Origin of the sequence: Pseudomonas sp. UMAB-08, assembly GCF_900095225.1 — a bacterium.
Lineage (GTDB): Bacteria > Pseudomonadota > Gammaproteobacteria > Pseudomonadales > Pseudomonadaceae > Aquipseudomonas.
The window spans coordinates 200062-217016 of sequence record NZ_LT607416.1 but is presented as its reverse complement, the minus strand read 5'-3'; the positions used below and the strand labels follow the sequence as shown (position 1 = coordinate 217016).

The 16955-nt window shown below is 58.7% G+C and carries 22 protein-coding genes and 2 pseudogenes; 11 read left to right on the top strand and 13 right to left on the bottom strand.

Annotated features, from left to right (window positions below; all coding sequences use genetic code 11):
• Positions 1-22: 22 nt before the first annotated feature.
• The 12 genes from K0F75_RS06635 to K0F75_RS06580 form a co-directional block, all read right to left on the bottom strand.
• Positions 23-436 (bottom strand): VRR-NUC domain-containing protein, encoded by a 414-nt coding sequence (locus K0F75_RS06635; protein WP_219061310.1) that lies wholly within the window; start codon positions 434-436, stop codon positions 23-25.
• Positions 427-693 carry a hypothetical protein gene (locus K0F75_RS06630; protein WP_219061059.1) on the bottom strand — a complete coding sequence of 89 codons (267 nt, stop codon included), beginning with the start codon at positions 691-693 and terminating at the stop codon, positions 427-429. Before K0F75_RS06630 ends, K0F75_RS06635 begins: the two co-directional genes overlap by 10 nt.
• Positions 694-844: 151 nt before the next feature.
• Positions 845-1138: a nuclease domain-containing protein gene (locus tag K0F75_RS06625; RefSeq protein ID WP_219061058.1), complete on the bottom strand. Its 294-nt coding sequence runs from the start codon at positions 1136-1138 to the stop codon at positions 845-847.
• Positions 1135-1497 carry an endonuclease VII domain-containing protein gene (locus K0F75_RS26180; RefSeq protein WP_374028614.1) on the bottom strand — a complete coding sequence of 121 codons (363 nt, stop codon included), beginning with the start codon at positions 1495-1497 and terminating at the stop codon, positions 1135-1137. Before K0F75_RS26180 ends, K0F75_RS06625 begins: the two co-directional genes overlap by 4 nt.
• A 535-nt stretch (positions 1498-2032) precedes the next feature.
• Positions 2033-2644 carry a hypothetical protein gene (locus K0F75_RS06615; RefSeq protein WP_219061056.1) on the bottom strand — a complete coding sequence of 204 codons (612 nt, stop codon included), beginning with the start codon at positions 2642-2644 and terminating at the stop codon, positions 2033-2035.
• A 216-nt stretch (positions 2645-2860) separates the two neighbouring features.
• The gene (locus K0F75_RS06610; protein ID WP_374028609.1) at positions 2861-4351 is read right to left on the bottom strand and encodes a site-specific DNA-methyltransferase; all 1491 of its coding nucleotides are present in this window, start codon (positions 4349-4351) and stop codon (positions 2861-2863) included.
• Positions 4348-4857 carry a hypothetical protein gene (locus tag K0F75_RS06605; RefSeq protein ID WP_219061055.1) on the bottom strand — a complete coding sequence of 170 codons (510 nt, stop codon included), beginning with the start codon at positions 4855-4857 and terminating at the stop codon, positions 4348-4350. Before K0F75_RS06605 ends, K0F75_RS06610 begins: the two co-directional genes overlap by 4 nt.
• A complete protein-coding gene (locus K0F75_RS06600; protein WP_219061054.1) occupies positions 4844-5674 on the bottom strand; it encodes a replication protein P in 831 nt (276 codons plus the stop codon). Before K0F75_RS06600 ends, K0F75_RS06605 begins: the two co-directional genes overlap by 14 nt.
• Positions 5671-6768 carry a DUF1376 domain-containing protein gene (locus K0F75_RS06595; protein WP_219061053.1) on the bottom strand — a complete coding sequence of 366 codons (1098 nt, stop codon included), beginning with the start codon at positions 6766-6768 and terminating at the stop codon, positions 5671-5673. The genes K0F75_RS06600 and K0F75_RS06595 overlap by 4 nt, the downstream gene beginning before the upstream one ends.
• Entirely contained in the window at positions 6768-7535 is a 768-nt protein-coding gene (locus tag K0F75_RS06590) for a phage antirepressor (RefSeq protein WP_257604272.1), read from the bottom strand. The genes K0F75_RS06595 and K0F75_RS06590 overlap by 1 nt, the downstream gene beginning before the upstream one ends.
• Entirely contained in the window at positions 7532-7840 is a 309-nt protein-coding gene (locus K0F75_RS06585) for a CII family transcriptional regulator (protein WP_219061052.1), read from the bottom strand. Before K0F75_RS06585 ends, K0F75_RS06590 begins: the two co-directional genes overlap by 4 nt.
• Positions 7837-8040, bottom strand: a complete 204-nt coding sequence (locus K0F75_RS06580; RefSeq protein WP_169896921.1) for a Cro/CI family transcriptional regulator — start codon at positions 8038-8040, stop codon at positions 7837-7839. The genes K0F75_RS06585 and K0F75_RS06580 overlap by 4 nt, the downstream gene beginning before the upstream one ends.
• Before the next feature lie 107 nt (positions 8041-8147).
• Between K0F75_RS06580 and K0F75_RS06575 the strand changes: the two genes are divergently transcribed.
• The gene (locus tag K0F75_RS06575; protein WP_219061051.1) at positions 8148-8897 is read left to right on the top strand and encodes a LexA family transcriptional regulator; all 750 of its coding nucleotides are present in this window, start codon (positions 8148-8150) and stop codon (positions 8895-8897) included.
• A gap of 607 nt (positions 8898-9504) precedes the next feature.
• Positions 9505-9705 carry a hypothetical protein gene (locus tag K0F75_RS06570; RefSeq protein ID WP_219061050.1) on the top strand — a complete coding sequence of 67 codons (201 nt, stop codon included), beginning with the start codon at positions 9505-9507 and terminating at the stop codon, positions 9703-9705.
• Between the two features lie 125 nt (positions 9706-9830).
• Here the strand turns inward: K0F75_RS06570 and K0F75_RS06565 are convergent, their stop codons facing one another.
• On the bottom strand, positions 9831-10004 hold the full coding sequence (locus K0F75_RS06565) for a hypothetical protein (protein ID WP_219061049.1): 174 nt from the start codon (positions 10002-10004) through the stop codon (positions 9831-9833).
• Between K0F75_RS06565 and K0F75_RS06560 the strand changes: the two genes are divergently transcribed.
• From K0F75_RS06560 to K0F75_RS06525, 9 genes and pseudogenes are all read left to right on the top strand, one after another.
• Positions 10003-10170 (top strand): hypothetical protein, encoded by a 168-nt coding sequence (locus K0F75_RS06560; protein WP_169896916.1) that lies wholly within the window; start codon positions 10003-10005, stop codon positions 10168-10170. The genes K0F75_RS06565 and K0F75_RS06560 overlap by 2 nt on opposite strands.
• Positions 10171-10190: 20 nt before the next feature.
• Positions 10191-10316: a hypothetical protein gene (locus K0F75_RS25615; RefSeq protein ID WP_257604271.1), complete on the top strand. Its 126-nt coding sequence runs from the start codon at positions 10191-10193 to the stop codon at positions 10314-10316.
• A gap of 44 nt (positions 10317-10360) precedes the next feature.
• Positions 10361-11161, top strand: coding sequence for a recombinase RecT (locus tag K0F75_RS06555; RefSeq protein WP_219061048.1), 801 nt, complete (start codon positions 10361-10363; stop codon positions 11159-11161).
• Complete coding sequence (locus K0F75_RS06550) at positions 11158-12948, top strand: YqaJ viral recombinase family protein (protein WP_219061047.1); 1791 nt, start codon at positions 11158-11160, stop codon at positions 12946-12948. The genes K0F75_RS06555 and K0F75_RS06550 overlap by 4 nt, the downstream gene beginning before the upstream one ends.
• 39 nt (positions 12949-12987) lie before the next feature.
• Positions 12988-13518 carry a single-stranded DNA-binding protein gene (locus tag K0F75_RS06545; RefSeq protein ID WP_219061046.1) on the top strand — a complete coding sequence of 177 codons (531 nt, stop codon included), beginning with the start codon at positions 12988-12990 and terminating at the stop codon, positions 13516-13518.
• A gap of 713 nt (positions 13519-14231) precedes the next feature.
• A complete protein-coding gene (locus tag K0F75_RS06540; RefSeq protein ID WP_219061045.1) occupies positions 14232-15191 on the top strand; it encodes a hypothetical protein in 960 nt (319 codons plus the stop codon).
• Between the two features lie 104 nt (positions 15192-15295).
• A pseudogene (gene rdgC / locus K0F75_RS06535) lies at positions 15296-16252 on the top strand (recombination-associated protein RdgC); the annotation flags it as partial.
• Between the two features lie 135 nt (positions 16253-16387).
• A pseudogene (locus K0F75_RS06530) lies at positions 16388-16567 on the top strand (DNA translocase FtsK); the annotation flags it as partial.
• A gap of 55 nt (positions 16568-16622) precedes the next feature.
• Positions 16623-16952, top strand: coding sequence for a LytTR family DNA-binding domain-containing protein (locus tag K0F75_RS06525; protein WP_219061044.1), 330 nt, complete (start codon positions 16623-16625; stop codon positions 16950-16952).
• Positions 16953-16955 lie beyond the last annotated feature (3 nt).

The following is a 16955-nucleotide window of genomic DNA, read 5'->3' as shown; positions in this document are numbered from 1 at the left end:
AATACCTGAGAATTTAATCAGGCTATACCTTTGTTTTCGGTCTGAAACCACGCAAATAGTCGCTTACCACCTGCTTTGCCGCCTCGAAGCCTGCACAAACAGCGACTTTGTAGCCCATACCCGCCAACCACTCGAGCCAATCCATCTGCTCTTCCGTGACCTCGCCGCCGTCCTGGCGTTTCATTTCGATGATCAGGCCGTGGTATCCAGCGTGCGGGACCAGTAGCTGCAGGTCGGGGTAACCCTTGCGGCGCCCCTCCCTGTTCATGCGCTTGCCGATCGTGGCGTTCATCTTCCCGGCGTTGGGCACCGCAGCCATCCGCTTGCGCAGCGCCGGGTACTGCAGGTCGAACCACTCAAGCAGCGTTACCTGCTCGTCGTGCTCAAGCGGTAATGGAGCCTTGCGGCGGCGGGTGACCGCTACGCCTACGGGGATTGCTCAGTGCTTGCGCGGTAGTGCGTGACGCCTTCCCAGCTCAGGGCAGACGCCAGCCCCTTGGCGGTAGCGCTGTCGGCGCCTCGGATCTCGACGAACATCCAGCCCGGCACGCGAATGTCGGCGGCGTAGTCGATCCAGTCCAGCTCCAGCCCGTCAATACTTTGCAGGGCGCACCCGATCTCTGCCTTAGCCGCGGACAACGCCTGGCGCACGCTTTCAACCTTGGTCACGTCGGCCGCACTCAGCGTCTCCATAGCTCGGAGAAAATGCCCTTTCGTGCCAGAACACACCGCACCCATACAACCCCCTGTTAGCTGATTTGTTTGGCCGCCTCTCGCAAGAGTCAAAGCCGTATGAGATCTACTTTGCCACCTTGTGACCGCCGTCCGCCCCTGCTTTTCCCGCTTATGCGACCTTTAGCAGGCCCCTCTCGATCCAGTGCACCTGGGTTTCAGCCAGGGCGCGCAGCAGGTCGGCGGTTTCGTACTCGCCACGCTTACGCCCATCGATGATTGAGTGACAGCTGTCGCAGGCAAAGCATGCGATTACATCCGGCCCCTTCATGCCCATGCCCTTCTGTCCGCATGGCAGGTGTGCCAGCACCACCGTCCCGTCATCGTAACCACAGCCTTGCAGTCGGAGCGTGCAGGTCTGGTCGCGAGCGGAATCGCGCAACTTCTTGCTGACCACCCGCGTCATGGCTTCGGTCCACGGGGAATCCCGTACACGCTTCCGGCCTGGCCTGGCTCGTTGCTGTCGGTGAGATAGGAAAGCGCTCGTTTCAGATTCTCTGGCGAATCTTTGAGCAACCCAAGTGCCTGATTGCAGGGAAAGCACAAGATTCCGCGTATGCACTTCCCGCATGTAATGTCGCCATTGCAGCAAGAATGATCGTGGTCAACTGCCCAACGATCCGATTCCTTCGCTTGGCAAATGGCGCATCCTCCCTGTCGGCTCAGCATCTCTTCATATGCCTCGGCGGTCAGCCCGTACATTGCCGCAAGACGCTGGTGCCGCTGTCGAACGCGTATACATGCTTTCGAGCATAGGCGGTGCATTGATGAATTCGGCGTGAACTCCGTATTGCAGATTTCGCAGTTCCTGTTCTTCGTTCCGCCGACGCGCCGCTGGTATGCGGCGCTGGCGCAAGAGTCTTTGCAATACGCATGACGGTTGAACATAGCGAGAAACTTTGATCTGCACTCCAGGCACTCTCGCTCTGTGCCGGCGATGAATGCGCCTGTGCGGATACGACGCCGCTGCTTCGTGGCGAGAATCCGGCAGCGGCTTCCGCAGTACCGCGCATCGATCCGAAGCCCTTCCAAGCCCGCTTTGCAATGGGCGCATGAACCTGAATTTTCCACCTTCATTTGTAGATTGATCCTTCTTGCCCTGGCAGGTTGGAATTCGTGCATTCCAGCTGGCAGTCGCTCGCTTTCGGGCAGCGCTTGCACCCGCAGGTCGGGCACAGAATCATGCGCGTAGCCGTTACGGGGATCTCGATTGCGCCCATGACGACGAATGCGACCTTCCCTGACAGGCACTTGTGACAGCCTCCGCAGCTAGGGCTTCCGATCGCTCTTACTTCCAAACTCATACAGGCTCCTTGAACGCTTCGATTTCAACCATCGTCGTGATTTGCTCCTCAGTAAGCGTCGGCCAGTCGTTCACGACCAGGTACGCGCAAACCTTGCTCCAGAAGTCCTGGAATACCTCTTCCCCCATCGAATCGAAGCTGAGGCTTTGCGCCTCCATGAGCTTCACCGTCTTGATCGACGGCAGCACCACGCGGAGCATTGAGGCCGCCGCGCGACCCAATATCGACTCAGCGGCGCCAAGTACGGCATCGATCAATGGCGAAGCATCGATATCGCACTCCACGCAATACACGCCTGACTCCAGCTGCAAGGCCTTGACCGCCGCGTGCGCCTGCTTTCCCGTGAAGCGGTCGAGGTTCTGCGCCAGCACCTTGCCGAGGCCGTGTACTAGGCGATTGAACTTCTCATTGCGCGGCTGGGTAAGTGCGGCTCGCACCCGGGCGTTACGCCGGAACGCGCGCTCACGCATCATTGAGCGATCGGCATCCGTTGTCGGTACCAGTGCGCCAATTCGTTTCCCGCTGGCCGGGTCGACTACCTCCCTCACGGTGAAGTAGATCGCCGGCGGTTTCGGGCGCGGTTTCGGCTTGGGCTTAACTTCGCTCATAGGCTCACGCATGGTTTCGATATGGTTTTGCAACGACAGCACCGCTACAGGCCGCGCCGCCGTTACATTCTGTGGTTTCCGAGTGACTGCTCAGGACTGGTTTGTCCGGATCGGCCTCCAATCACCGAAAACCATCCGGAGCCCACCATCCCAAACCCTTGCAGTTCGGGGCTTTCGCATGGTTTTCTTTGTGATTGCCCCCGCCAGCCAGAGGTACTAACCGAAAGCCGCTCCACGGGATTCATCGGAGAACAGATCCCGCTGCGCGTCCTGCTGTCTCTCGATCGGCCGAACCCGCGCCTTGGCTATCGCGAAGTAGTCAGGATCAAGCTCGATGCCGACAAATCGGAACCCCTCAAGCGAGGCAGCCTTGCCGGTGGAGCCGCTTCCCATGAACGGATCAAGCACCAGCCCGCCCGCCGGCGTCACCAGGCGACACAGATAGCGCATCAGGTCGGTTGGCTTTACCGTGGGATGGTTATTTCCCTGCGTTTCAGCGCTCTCAACCTTGCGCAATGTGGTGCCGTGTTTGAACTGGGGCCCCGGATCTGTCAGCCCCTCATTTCGGTCCTTCCGACTGGTCTTGGCGCAGTAGAAGAAGCGGGCGGCACTGCCGGTATCCAAGCGACGGGCGCCGGGCTTCATTTTGAAACCGACAGCTCCGGCGTTCTCGCTATTGGCGCTGGCTTCGTTTCCGCGACCTCGCTTCATCATGCCGTAACAGTTCTGGCCAGCCCGCTGGGTATCGCTGGTACTGGCGGCAGCAAGCTGTCCTGGCGCATCTGGAAAATGGGCGATGACTTCCGCGCTGCCATCGTGAATCAGATTCGCTGGCCACCGGCCAAGCTGCGATGCCTTATCCACGTTTGCGGCAACCTTGGAATTGTGCGCAGCTACATGATCAGGATCATCCATCCACGGCCGCGCCCAACCCTCTGGCTTGGCCGCCTTGCCGCTCTCATCACCGCCGCCTAGCCGTTCGCCAGTTGGCGCTACGCGGCATGCGTCGATGTTTAGCGCCCCAGTGCCGTGCGCCAGCACGTTGGCAGCCACTGTTCCGTTCAACGGCTTGCGGGCCACGGTGATCGGCTCAAGCGCAGGCTTTAGGGCTGTGCCCCAGCCTTGCCATTTGGCAGCGGTAGCGGTAGCGGGGTCATCGTAGCGCGGACGTGTTGAGCTGTCCCCCTTATCCCAGTCATCCCCATATCCCTCGCGCCGGTTTACCCCTGCTCGGGTGAGATTTCTTTCTGCCCCAGCCGCCTTGTCGATAGCCTTGCTCACGTCCATCGACTTGGGAAAGCCTGAGCCATACACCCATGCGATCATGTCGCGAATCTCGAACCCGGCATCCTCGATGCGGACTGCCATTCGATGCTGAGTGCGGGTACCGGCGAAAGCCAGCAAGTGCCCGCCTGGCTTTAGCACACGCAGGCACTCAGCCCAAATTTCAGTGCTCGGTACGTCGTAGTCCCACTTTTTACCCATGAAGCTAAGACCGTAAGGCGGATCGGTAACAACGCTGTCCACCGAGTTATCCGGCAGGGTGCGCATAGTTTCCAAGCAATCGCCGCAGATCAGGCGAATATCCGATTCGGCAAAGGTCTCCGCTTCGATCACGGCTTCACCCCCAATCCATGGGACTTGACCGCTTTCCTTCATCCGCTCAACGACGGCGGCCTCGAACTGCTCACGGCTCAAGTCGCTCATTGCGCGAACTCCTTCATCAGCTCTTGCAGCCGCTTGGCTTTGGCAATGGTTTCGGCATTCCCCTCACGCTCTGCCTCGACGGAAAGTGCCACCTCCTCGATGCGGCCAGCCAGTTTCTTCATGCGAAGACTGAACTCATCAGCCAGGCCAATCACTTCGGCAGACAGCGAAGCCAAGGCGTCGAGCGCGCCAGGCTCTGGCTTCTTGATGGCGACTACGGTTTTGCTGGCTGGTTGCGACATGACGGGCTCACTCTTGGATTTTATGGCGGTTGGCGAACGTTGAAAGGTTCCACTTGCGGGCTCACGGATAAGGCCCAGGTCTCGCAGTTCAAAAAGGCAGCGGCGAACGGATCGGCTTTCTGCGCCTACATTTGCTGCGCGGAGCGCGTTGTGGATATCCGTAACCGTCCACGACTCCTGAATTGGCACGATCTCAAAGACCTTGCGTGATATTGCTGACTGCCCAGCCAGTAACTGCTGTTGGCGTGATTCACTTTTGGCCATCAGAAACCTTCCTTGCCGCGATACATTCACGATTGATGTTCATTTTTGCGAGCAGCTGTGCACGTGCGTCCGCCCCGGACGACGGAATCCCCTGCGCGCTTCTCACTCGCGCATGCCGCTGCTCGGCGTACTCATCAGCCCTGTCCGCTTCCGGCTTTTGACTGTCATGCCCTATCGCCACGGCCACTCCGCCATCGAGCGCCAGGCCGTCCATGGCTCGGCGAGTTATCACCGTGTAGGCATGGGTGAACAGCTTTAGGCTTACCTCGCGGGATAGGCTGGCCAAACAATCCATTCCCACCTCGATCGCTGCCTGGTAAACGGCTCGATGGCTCCACCTGGCCCCACTCCGGGCCGACGGGTGCGACTTCGTGCAGGCCTCGGTGTAGGCGATATCCACCGCCGGCAAACCAAGATCCTCTGGCTTTGGGCGGCACCAGCCGAGAAACGCCCCGGGCGACGGCACAAAGTCCTTGCCGTAGGCCCTGAGACCGCGAAGCCCGTACTCGACCTGCTGCCAGTCCCGGATGTCGTTTTCGATGAAGGCTTTCACCCACTGGATTTTTGCGGCCTCAAGATCGCTGGTTGCTCCCCACGCCTGCCCCCACGCCGAGCAGCAGGCGCGGATCTCCTTGAACAGCGAGTTGACCAGTACGGTTACCGCGCGCTTGGCCTCCGGAGTCATAGCGGCAAGGACTTCGGCGGTTGCCGGACGAGACGGCGCAGCGCTTGGCAGATTGCCGTCGCGGACCTTGTAGGGCTCAATTACCTGCTGGACAGACTTCGGGCGTGGGTCTGGCTTCTTGGTGGCGTTCATGCCTTGACCCCTTCGCGCTCAAGCCAGTCATGCGAGTCGAAGTTAACGTCCTCGCCTCCTGGGGACTTCGCGGCCCGCCCTGCAGCTCCGCTGGTGTAGTCGCGCTTTCTCCAGCCAACCAGCGCAGCCAGCCACTCATCCTCGACCTTGATCAGTCCCTTGGCTTGATGGTGAATCACGAAACCGCTGATACCGTCGTCGTCAAATAGGTCCATGGGCAGGCCAGCCCGCAGCACCATGGCTCCGAGACGCTTCCTCGCCGGCTTCCACTCGAGAAACATGGCGAATGGGGCAGTGCTCGGATCTTCTTGCGGATCGGCCGGCCCTGGCTCTTGCCTCTGAGGGCTTTCGGGCTGGAACTCACCCTCGAGCGGAATCAGCTCGTTCGCGTGTGCGTAAAGCTCTCTCTCTGCTTCTGTATCTGTATCTGTATCTGTATCTGTATCTGTATTTGTAGTAGGCGTAGCAGGGTTACGGTAGCTGGCTACGTAGCTGCTAATTTCGGCTACGGTAGTTACTTTTCCGTCCGATATCGTCGAAATCAAAGCGTTTATGCATGTGCTCTTTTTAAACCACTCGCCGCCGGAGCGAAATTCAGCAAGAACTTCGTGAACTGAAACCTCCGATTTTTCTACGGTTTTTATCGTAGCTACTACGGAAAGCGCCTCACCGTGACTACGGCGTAGCTCATTCAATCGTGCCCACGGGTTCTTTGAGTAGCCAATTTTTACCAGCTCGTTGCCTGGCTCAGTCACGAAGTAAACGTAACCCTTGTAGCCCGACAAGCTGTCGCCACCAGGTAGCTTTTTGCCGCGCGGTGACGTTAGGACCAGCTCAATGTCCCGCTCAATTCTCAGGTGAATCCAGTTTTCGCCGTCGTCTTCAAAAAACTCAGACAGGGCACGCTCAATCTCTGGCCATTGATCGGTAGAGACCCGAGCGATTCGATGAAGCCGTCGTTTAGGAAGCGGTTTTCCGGTCTGCCAGTAATTGAAAATCAACAACAGGTAAGCGCCATGCTCCTCGGTGGTGAGATGCATGGTGTCGGCAAGGTAATCGGCAACATAAAGCTGCATGTACGGCAAAGCAGCCATTAGATACCTCCCTCAGCCTTCAACTGGCTGGCGAGCTGGGTTAATCCCTTGGCGGTTACCCGAACTTGTGTGGCGGCACGCTCGTCGCCGTTCTCATCTCGGCCGATAGGGGTGATCCGGTGCAGCAGCAGGCCCGAGGTCAGTCGGGGCTGATATGCAAGCCAGCGAGCGGAGCCTTCGCGGCGGAATATCCACCGGTTTAGTCGCAGCCAGGCACAGAAAGCCCGCGGCCTAACGCCCAGGTGCTTAGCGGCATCCGTCAGGCACATGCTTCCTGCCGCCGAAGAGATGCGGTCATAAACCTCGACCTTCGGCGCCTGCTCGGTAATGACCAGCTTTAGGTGAGTGGTCTGCTCCGCCAAATCGGCGGCCAGGCGTAAGGCTTCCGGAAGGGTTTGCGGGATTACGGAGCGACCATAGGAGCCATGCCGTCGAATACTCGGCAACACCTCTCCCACCACCCACTCCTCGAAACGTTCGGCGGCGGGTAGCTTGGAGCGCATGACCAGCCGGTAAACATCGCGCTCATGGATCAGCGTTGTCTGGGGGTCGAGGGGGGGCAACGAATCGTTACACCCTGCCGGGCGCGGTGCCTTGCAGTGATCGGCGACAGCTTTTCGGCTATTCGCATAACCAAGCACTCCCGCAATGTCCTTGGCGACAAACCATGGCTCACCGTCGATTGTAATCACGCGAACGCCAACGCCATCAAAACTGAACGGCGTCAGCGAGCCACTCAAGGCCTGAATTGATTGCATGGCTGTCATGGCGCCCCCGTTGAGAGGCTCTCGGGCGTGACGCCCTCAAGACTTCGGCGGCTTAAGTGCAGCAAGGCCTGGATATCGTCAGACGCATAGACCATGGCGCCAGCTGGAACAATTTTCAGATCAAGCGCAGCCAGGATCTCTGCAAGCTGAGGGAATCGTTCTGTTTTCCAGCGCGAAAGGCTCGAGACATCAATGCCGACCGCCTCGGCCACTGGCGATAAAGTGCTGCCTGCAAGCGCGTGCAAGACGATTTGCAATTGTTTGCGGGCGCTTTCTTGCTGCCTGGGAGATAGTTTGGACGTCATTTGATTGAGGCCCTCTTTTTTCCACCTGGAGACGGAAATGCGCGGATCTCATAAGCAGTAATCAAATGCTCAGTAACGACAACTCGAATATCGCGCAGATCCTTTACTGCCTGCGCCAGCGAAGGTGGGGCCAGTCCGAGCACCGTGGCAGATGCTTTCAGGCCGTTTTTGTCTACGTAGTCTCGTAGCTTGATTTCCATACAAAATTTGCCCGTGTCGGTGGGTGTGGTACGTCAAGGGCGGATATTAGGCGCTACCTTTCTTTTTATCAAGGCAGCACCTTGTTTATTTATTTAGGTGATGCCTTATGATCCGCACCATGAGCAAACCAAAACGCACCCTGAAACCAGAGCAAGCCGCCGAGTGCGCCGCGCTTAACGCCCTGTTCCTGTCGAAAAAGAAGGCGCTGAAACTGACGCAAAAGAAGTTGGCTGATGCCATGGGTATCTCGCCGCCGTCGGTTTTCAACTACCTAAACGGGCAGATCCCCTTAAATGCGAAAGCTGCGGCCAAATTCGCAGAAATGCTGCACGCGCCCGTTTCTGACTTCTCGCCCCGTCTCGCTGAAGAAATTCGGAGCCTGGCAAAGTCACAGACGGAGGAATCAATTAATGGCCCTGTAGAATCACCCTCTTATTCAAAGCGCTCGTTCACGTATCCCGTGTGCGGGTGGAATGATGTAGTAGAGGGCGCAATGGAAGCAGTACAAAAGCATCGAACAGGCGAGAAACCGCTGGAGACGCAGGCGGCAGAGATATTTGCCGGGACTGACGCATACTGGGTGCCAGTACGCGGAGATATGATGGTTAGCCCGCAAGGGACTTCTTTCCCTGAGGGGATGTTGATCCTGGTTAGCAGCACTATAGAGCCGCGAGACGGCCAATATGTTGTATCCAGAAAGGGAACAAATACGACTTTCCGCCAATTGCGCGAAGACGCCGGAATGCGCTTTCTTCGCGCACTTAACCCCTCCTACCCTAGCGTTGATCTCGCTGACGGCTGGGAGATAGTCGGCACTGTAGTGTCAGCCCGATATCCGGAAAGCATCTTTATATAGCAGATCCCCCAAGCTCAGCTCTCAGGACGCCCGCTCTCATAGCGGGCGTTTTTGTTTCCGCCCCTTACCAAAATCCCTTCCGCCTGGCCGCCCGGTCGGCGCCTTCACGCCTGAAATTCGTCACGAGCGCCCCGACTCACCCGCTCTAAAACCCTCCCCTCATGGCTATCCCCTATTTATTGGCTGATTTTTTTCACTACGGATAAAATAATTAGGTGTTACCTGTTGACCTATTAAACAGGTATCGCCTAATATTCGTCCATCGCAGCAGGCAACAGCCGCTGCAAGGCAACACCGCTCTTTAGTTTCAAAGGCCGCAGCAAGCCATGGCCCTGCCTCAAGGCAAAACGGTACAGCGGTAGCCTCGCCGCGTGACTCGAAGCATAGAGAGTCCTAGATCACAAGAGAGCCAGTGGGTGACTAACCGCGACTGGCTGTTGCTCCGACCACGGTTGGAGCCCGAACAAGTAATCGCCCAGTCCGCAGGTGGCGTGTAACAGCGGCCAGAAATAAACGAGCAACGCCTCAGCAAGTATTGCGCTAAGCCAGACGGCTTCCCGGTGCGCCTATCTCGGGCGTATCAGGGGAAGCCCACCGGAGAGAGCCCATGCATAGCCCTGAAAATACCGAACTTATCCGCTGCCCCCAATGCGGAACGGAAGCCCCTAAAAGCGCGATGCGATCTCAGATGATCGTGCAGCGCGGCAGGAACCCGCAAACCAACCGACCAATGCTGATCAACCGGCTGATGTTGTTCTGCAAGGACAAAGCCTGCGGTTCGCATTACCAGATGGGCTGTGAAGGCTAACCGCTCAACCAGGAGCAACGGCCATGACGCCAGCCAAATTGATAGACCGCGAGATCGCACTGATTGCGACTTCGCACTGCCCGCTCTCACAAGCGAGTTTCTGCCGAGGCTTGGTTGTCATGGCCTCAACCGCAAAAAAGATCAGCTTCGCCCGCCGGGCCGAGCTTGAGCGCCAGATCGACAACATAGACCAACAGCAAATGAACGCCATGTTCGCAGCTGTAGGCCTTCAACTCCCACCAACCACGAAAAGCAGCACGGCCAAGACGGTCGAGCCCGCACTGGAGGCCTAGAGCCATGCAACGGTTCCAACTGAGAAGTAACCCTAATCCGGTCACCAGCTCCTGGCTGATCGTTGACATGTTGAATGGCCGTCCGGTCGCAGTGGCTCGCTCGATGGAGAGCGCGCAGCGACGCCTGGCTTGGATTGAGCGCCGCGCCGAGTTGGCTCGCCTCACGGCCTAGTCACCAGGCGGGAGCTGCGCATGCTCAAGGCCTTCCTGTTCTTCCTCTTACTCACCATTCCACCGGCCATCGCCGGCCTCATCACTGATAGCGGCGACTCATTCTCCGTGATGCAGGGCCAATACCGCTCACAACTTACCCAATAACCCGTAAATCTTAAGGTCGCGCCTGGGCGCGGCGAGGGATTGTCATGTCCGAATTAGCCGTAAAGCAAAGCTTCAACCTTTCGCCTCAGTCGCTCGACGAGGCCTTGCGCTTCGCCGATATCCTGGCCACATCCACCATCGTCCCCAAAGACTTTATCGGCAACCCAGGCAACATTCTGGTGGCCGTTCAGTGGGGCATGGAGCTTGGCCTGCAACCGATGCAAGCGATGCAGTCCATCGCGGTCATTAACGGGCGTCCATCGCTCTGGGGTGACGCTGTCATCGCTCTGGTGCGCAGCTCACCGTTGTGCGAGTACGTGACCGAAACGGACGATGGTGAAACTGCTACCTGCACCGTTAAGCGCCGTGGCGATGATGAGACGTTCCGCACTTTCAGCATGAACGACGCCAAGCTTGCTGGGCTGCTCGATAAGGCCGGTCCGTGGAAGCAATACCCCAAGCGTATGCGACAGATGCGTGCCCGCTCCTTTGCCCTGCGCGATGTGTTCCCTGACGTGCTGCGCGGCATGGCTGTTGCTGAAGAGCAGCAGGACATGGAAGTCGATATCACTCCGGGCGCAGACAAGTCTTCTAAAGCGGCCAAGGCCAGCGAACCGAAAAAGCCTGAAGGCCTGCCGCCGTTCCCGAGCGAACAGTTCGACAAATACCTCCCCACGTACACCCAAGGCATCCAGTCGGGGCGCAAGAAAGCGGCGGACGTCATCGGCACGCTCAGCTCGAAATACACCCTGAGCGAAGAGCAGAAGAGAACACTCAACGACATCAACGGCCCTATTGAAGGTGAGGCCACTGACGTCACCAACACCGAGGGTAACGACCAATGATCATTCACGCCAATATTGCGCAGGGCTCCGAGGAATGGCTCGATCTGCGCGCTAACCACCCCACCGCCAGTGAAGCACCGGTGATGATGGGCGCATCCTCGAAAATGAAACGCAACGAACTGCTCGCGATGAAAGCCACGGGCGTGGCTCGCGAGGTCAGCGACTACGTTCAGCGCATGCTGTTCGATAAAGGGCACGAGCAGGAAGCAATGGCTCGCCCCATCATCGAAGCAAAGATCGGTGAAGAGCTGTTCCCAGTGACGGCTACGGACGACCAGGACTGGCTGCTGGCGTCGTTCGACGGCATGACCATGATGGAAGACACGCTGTTTGAGCACAAGATGTGGAACCTTGCGCTGGCCGAGGCCGTCCGCAACGAAGATCTGCCTGCCGAATACTACTGGCAGTTGGAGCAGCAGCTGCTGGTCAGCAAAGCCGAACGCGTCATCTTTGTCTGCTCTGACGGCACCGAAGAAAACCTTGTGTGGATGGAATATCGCGCCGTCAAAGGCCGCGCCAAACTGCTGGTGGACAGCTGGAAGCAATTCGAAGCCGACCTGCTGACGTACACCCCGCCAGCGCCAAAGATCGAAGTCGTCGGCGTGGCGCCGGATCAGCTGCCAGCACTGAGCATCGAACTGACCGGCATGGTCACGGCCAGCAACCTGGAGCAGTTCAAACAGCACGCCCTCAAGACCATCGGCAAGATCAATCGCAACCTTATCACCGATCAAGACTTCGCCAACGCCGAGAAGACGGTTAAGTGGTGCCAGGAAGTCGAGGACAAGACCCGTCAGGCCAAGCAGGACGCGCTCGACAAGACCGCAACCATTGCCGAGCTGTTCAGCGCGCTGGATGAAATCAGCGAAACGGCACGCTCCACCCGCCTGGCGCTGGACAAGCTGGTCAAGGCGCAGAAAGAGTCGCGCCGCAAGGAGATCATCGGCGGCGCTCAGACCGGCTTTGATCAGCACATTGCCGCGATCAACGCAGGCTTTGGCGGTCGCATCTTCCTGCCGCAAGTTACTATCGATCTGGCGACAGCGGTCAAGGGCAAGCGCTCGCTGGAGTCTATCCAGAACGCGGTCGATACCGAGGTGGCTCGCGGCAAAGTCGAGGCTACCACCCTGGGCGAAAGTATCAGCGCCAACCTCGTCAGCCTGCGCGAACTGGCGGGTCAGCACGGTCGCCTGTTTGCCGATGCTCAGCAGCTGGTGACGATGCCCAACACCGAACTGGTCGAGCTGATCACAGCGCGGATTGAAGAGGCTGAGAGAGCCGAGACTGCCCGCATCGCCGAGATCGAACGCGTAGCGGTAGCAAATGCGCTGGCCAAAAAGGCCGAGGACGACCGCATCGAAGCGGCTCGCCTGAAGAAAATCGCCGACGACGCTGAAGCCAAGCGACTGGCCGACGAGAAGGCTGTCGAGAATAAGCGCCTGGCCGATGAGGCTGCCGTTGCCAAGGCTGCCGAGCCTGCGCCGGCCGCCAAAGTCGAACCCACACCCGCACCCGTGGCCAAGTCCGTGACCGCCCCAGCAGCAAACAAGGTCGATGCCCCTACGGCACTGGTTGGCGACTTCTTTGGCAACGCACCGGAAACCTCGCCAGTGGCCGCCGCGCCGATCAAGGCGCCATGCGAGCCTGAGATGGTGACCATTCCGCACGATCTGTACGACGAGCTTCTGGCAGATCAGGTCTTGCTTCGAGCACTGGAAGCCGCCGGCGTAGATAACTGGAGCGGCTGGGACGTCGCACTCGAAACGCTGCGCAAACAAGCGGCTTAATGATAATGCGGCGGATACTCGCCGCCTCTCGGAGGGCGTATGGCTCGCGGAGTTAACAAAGTCATCCTGGTGGGCACTTGCGGCCAGGATCCAGAAGTTCGCTACTTGCCTAACGGTAACGCCGTGACCAACCTGAGTCTGGCGACCAGCGAACAGTGGACCGACAAACAAACCGGCCAGAAAGTCGAAAAGACTGAATGGCATAGGGTCTCAATGTTCGGCAAGGTCGCCGAGATCGCTGGCGAGTACCTTCGCAAAGGCTCGCAGGTCTACATCGAAGGAAAACTGCAAACCCGCGAATGGGAAAAAGACGGCATCAAGCGTTACACAACGGAAATCGTCGTGGACATGCAAGGAACCATGCAGCTACTGGGTGGTCGTCCAGAAGGTAGCCAGCCACGCCAACCGCACCCTCAGGAAGGCGCAGCACGTCAACAGCCAAGGCAAAGCAGCGCGCAGCCGAGGGCGCAACAACCGCCTCAGCAGAACCAAGGTGGCGTCCCGCCTGACTTCGATAGTTTCGACGACGATATACCTTTTGCACCTATGCATTGGCTTCAAGGGGCATAGGCAATAACTTCACCGCTCGGCGATTAAACGGCTGCCAATGACCGAAATGACAGGCTTGCCGCGTAGTTTGCGCAATCGCCGAAGCGCAGCTACCACCCGGGAGGTTTCAGGACATGGATCGTCAGGCCGCACGGCTGCTTCGACGACTCATACCCCTAAGAGCCCGAGTTGGAGGAAACAAAATTGTTGGCCGGACAAATAAATCTAAAAAACGAGCACCGCTCTGATCTCGAGCGACTGACCCGCAACTACTTTCGGTCAGGAAAGAGAGCTGTAGAGCTAGCCCCCACCGATCGAGCATTTCCAACCAGCGGTCGCGCGCTGCTTCGCGCCATGCTCACAATCAAAACTGATAATCCAAGGCGACAAGTCGCCGCGCCGACCTTCGATAAGGCTCCCTCCACAGAGAGAGCTACTGCAGCGAATATCAAGGCAAGGCGGAGCGAGAGAAACGCAATGTCCGAGGCGGCGCGAAAGCTTGCAGCTGCCGGATATACCCGGAAGCGGGCAGCGCTCGATCTTGATATCAGCCTAGGGACGCTTCGTCGCATTACCCAAGAAAACCAGATTGCATTCGCTCGCGACCGAAAGGCGCCAGCAAAGCATTAGCCGCATAGCGGAGCGCCTCCGCGGCGCTTCGACCACCACCCCCACCCTAAAGAGAGCTGCCACCACGCAATGACGTGGAGCCGCCGCATGCAAGGAAATCAGCAATGGGCATCATCGGCATTATTTTTGGCAAGAAGAACACACCTTGGCAGCGCATCGACGCCGCTGGCGCCAGCATCGATAAACCAGACTTCGATCGTCACGAAACATTCTCCGCTATCACGGATGAAGTCATCGACGGTCAGCACCTGGTGCGCATCCCGGCCTTCTGGTACCGCTCCGGCGTAGTCGAATCCGGCCAGCACCAGGGCAAGAAAGCAGTTTGGGTCTCCAGTCAGCCGGAAGACGGCTTCAACCTGCATCCAGCCTTCAAAAAGGCCGGCGCCAACACCGAGCGGTTCTGGGTCGGCAAGTACCAGGGCACGCCTGATGGCGAAAAACTGGGCTCTCAGCCGGATCTGCTGCCGCTGACCCGCATCAACTTCCCAGCCATGCAGCTTGCCGCCCAGCGCGGCGACGGCTTTCAGCTGTGGAGCATTTACCACCTCGGCGCAATTCAGCTGCTCGCACTGATTGAGCTGGGCACCGCGGATGCTCGATCCGTGCTGGGTGACGGCAACGTCAAAGGCGGTGGAGTGCTGCCGGTCAGTGCTGAATTGGTCGCCCAAGCCACCTGGCGTGGCATTACCGGGCTCTGGGGTAACGTCTGGCAGATGGTCGACGGCCTGCAGACGGACGATCAGTGCCGCTACCGGATCTGGGACGCCAACGGCAATGGCAGCTACGTCTCAACTGGTGCGCGCGCCCCGGACGGCTGGATTCATCGCCGCCATGATCGCTCTGGCGAAGAGTTTGACCTCGGGGCTGTCTTCCTGCCGAAGAAGACAAAGGACGCTCGCGAAGACGCCGCCTATCGCTGTTACACCTGGTCCTACGCCAATGCTGTGGCTTACCACGGTGGCTATTATGGCTACGGCTCGAACGCCGGCCTGTTCGATTTGTACGTCTCCGTCGCCTCGTCGTGCTCGAGCCCGTTCATCGGCGGCCGCCTCGCAAAGGTGTAGTGAGCCCTGTGGCTTGAGTCTTGTGCTTTTAGGGTGGCCCGCCGAGCGGGCGCCCTTTGATAGCCCGCCGAGCGGGCGTTGTTGATTTTTGGAGCATTACCGATATGTGGTTTCGCAACTTACTGATTTATCGGATCACGCAAGAGATCTCTGCTTTTGTTCAGGGTATCAAGGCCGGCGGCGATGATGAGTTGGCCGAGCATCCGCTGGAAGTGGCGCTGCGCAGCAAGCCTGCCCGCCCATGTGCAAGCCAAGAGCTGAGCACCTACGGATTTATCGCTCCATTCGGCAAGGGCGAAGACGCTCCGCTGGTTCAGATCAGCGGGGACTTCCTACTGATCGCCACCCGCAAAGAGGAGCGCATCCTTCCCGGAAGCGTTGTCCGCGAAGCCGTGGCCGAGAAGGTTGAGCAGATCGAAGCCGACCAGGGCCGAAAGGTTTACAAAAAAGAGCGCGACCAGATCAAGGATGAAATCATCCAAGCGTTTCTGCCGCGCGCCTTCATTCGCCGCAAGGCCACGTATGCGGCGATCGACACCAAGTCCGGCCTGATCTACATCGACGCTTTTCACCCTGGCCGCGCCGAGGATCTGCTGTCTACGTTGCGTGAGGTTATCGGCTCGCTGCCGGTGCGCCCGATCACGACAAAATTGGCTCCAGCGAGCTCCATGACCGACTGGCTCAAGACGCAGAAGGCGGCCGACAAGTTCTTCGTGCTGGATGAGGCGAAGCTCAGCGACACCCACGAGGATGGCGGCACCATCGCGGCGCGCCGGCAAGACCTGACTAGCGACGAGATTCAGCTATGCCTGAGCAGCGGCAAGGTTGTCACCCAGCTATCCATGGCCTGGGAGGACAAGCTGCGCTTTGTGCTCGATGACCGGATGACCATCCGACGCCTGGCCTTCGAAGATCTGCTGCGGGATCAGGCCGAGCAAGACGGTGGCGATGATGCCCTGGGCCAACAAGTGGCCAGCTTCGTTCTGATGATGCTTACCTTTCGCGAGTTTGTGCCGGCCCTGCTCGAAGCTCTGGGCGGCGAAGAAATTCCGCAAGGGCTCGGAGAGCAGCAACCCCGCGAGCCATTGGCCTCCGCTGACGAAGGGATCGACGTTACTAAGCTGCTAGGCATGAAGGATGGGCTGACGGCAACCCTGCACTTCCCTGGAGCCAAGCAGAAAGATTCCGATGATGACGTCGACCCGCTTTACGCTGGCGCAGTAGCTTTCGTCCGCGAATCACGCCGCGCCTCAGTGAGCTCCCTACAGCGCAAATTGTTGATCGGCTACAACCGTGCCGCGCGCCTCATGGAAACGCTTGAAGCGGCCAGAGTGGTATCTCCGATGCACACCGACGGTTCGCGCGAAGTCCTTTAACCCACCCGCCAACGACAAGGGCGCCAATAGGCGCCCTTTCTTATGGATGAAACAAATGGACGGAATCACATGCACAAGAGGCCGGGGCAAGCCGCAGCAGCTACCCCTGAGCGCCTTCTGCTACTTCAAAGCTGACAGCAAATATGTCGTCGGCTTTGACGATGGCGGTCAGGAGTACCTGATGAGCCACCTCACCACGCTGAAAGCTCTGAAAGATGCCCATCCGGGGCTTGTTGCAACTCACCGGTCCTATCTGGCGGCGCGCCCCATTACCTCCGTAGAGAGAGTCAAGGGTGCCGGCCTTCTAGCCACGGGCGACAACTTCCAAATCCCTATATCGCGCCGCTACGCACCAACTATCCGCGCACTGGCCAGACAAAATTAAAAA

What these genes read in the sequence shown, in the direction of transcription:
- K0F75_RS06625 (WP_219061058.1), bottom strand. Translation starts at nt 1,138, where the DNA reads ATGACGCGGGTGGTCAGCAAGAAGTTGCGCGATTCCGCTCGCGACCAG.
- K0F75_RS06555 (WP_219061048.1), top strand. Translation starts at nt 10,361, where the DNA reads ATGTCCGAATTAGCCGTAAAGCAAAGCTTCAACCTTTCGCCTCAGTCG.
- K0F75_RS25615 (WP_257604271.1), top strand. Translation starts at nt 10,191, where the DNA reads ATGCTCAAGGCCTTCCTGTTCTTCCTCTTACTCACCATTCCACCGGCC.
- K0F75_RS06565 (WP_219061049.1), bottom strand. Translation starts at nt 10,004, where the DNA reads ATGGCTCTAGGCCTCCAGTGCGGGCTCGACCGTCTTGGCCGTGCTGCT.
- K0F75_RS06550 (WP_219061047.1), top strand. Translation starts at nt 11,158, where the DNA reads ATGATCATTCACGCCAATATTGCGCAGGGCTCCGAGGAATGGCTCGAT.
- K0F75_RS06575 (WP_219061051.1), top strand. Translation starts at nt 8,148, where the DNA reads ATGATCCGCACCATGAGCAAACCAAAACGCACCCTGAAACCAGAGCAA.
- K0F75_RS06615 (WP_219061056.1), bottom strand. Translation starts at nt 2,644, where the DNA reads ATGAGCGAAGTTAAGCCCAAGCCGAAACCGCGCCCGAAACCGCCGGCG.
- K0F75_RS06570 (WP_219061050.1), top strand. Translation starts at nt 9,505, where the DNA reads ATGCATAGCCCTGAAAATACCGAACTTATCCGCTGCCCCCAATGCGGA.
- K0F75_RS06585 (WP_219061052.1), bottom strand. Translation starts at nt 7,840, where the DNA reads ATGACGTCCAAACTATCTCCCAGGCAGCAAGAAAGCGCCCGCAAACAA.
- K0F75_RS06610 (WP_374028609.1), bottom strand. Translation starts at nt 4,351, where the DNA reads ATGAGCGACTTGAGCCGTGAGCAGTTCGAGGCCGCCGTCGTTGAGCGG.
- K0F75_RS06590 (WP_257604272.1), bottom strand. Translation starts at nt 7,535, where the DNA reads ATGACAGCCATGCAATCAATTCAGGCCTTGAGTGGCTCGCTGACGCCG.
- K0F75_RS06595 (WP_219061053.1), bottom strand. Translation starts at nt 6,768, where the DNA reads ATGGCTGCTTTGCCGTACATGCAGCTTTATGTTGCCGATTACCTTGCC.
- K0F75_RS06630 (WP_219061059.1), bottom strand. Translation starts at nt 693, where the DNA reads ATGGAGACGCTGAGTGCGGCCGACGTGACCAAGGTTGAAAGCGTGCGC.
- K0F75_RS06540 (WP_219061045.1), top strand. Translation starts at nt 14,232, where the DNA reads ATGGGCATCATCGGCATTATTTTTGGCAAGAAGAACACACCTTGGCAG.
- K0F75_RS26180 (WP_374028614.1), bottom strand. Translation starts at nt 1,497, where the DNA reads ATGCACCGCCTATGCTCGAAAGCATGTATACGCGTTCGACAGCGGCAC.
- K0F75_RS06560 (WP_169896916.1), top strand. Translation starts at nt 10,003, where the DNA reads ATGCAACGGTTCCAACTGAGAAGTAACCCTAATCCGGTCACCAGCTCC.
- K0F75_RS06600 (WP_219061054.1), bottom strand. Translation starts at nt 5,674, where the DNA reads ATGAACGCCACCAAGAAGCCAGACCCACGCCCGAAGTCTGTCCAGCAG.
- K0F75_RS06525 (WP_219061044.1), top strand. Translation starts at nt 16,623, where the DNA reads ATGGACGGAATCACATGCACAAGAGGCCGGGGCAAGCCGCAGCAGCTA.
- K0F75_RS06545 (WP_219061046.1), top strand. Translation starts at nt 12,988, where the DNA reads ATGGCTCGCGGAGTTAACAAAGTCATCCTGGTGGGCACTTGCGGCCAG.
- K0F75_RS06580 (WP_169896921.1), bottom strand. Translation starts at nt 8,040, where the DNA reads ATGGAAATCAAGCTACGAGACTACGTAGACAAAAACGGCCTGAAAGCA.
- K0F75_RS06605 (WP_219061055.1), bottom strand. Translation starts at nt 4,857, where the DNA reads ATGGCCAAAAGTGAATCACGCCAACAGCAGTTACTGGCTGGGCAGTCA.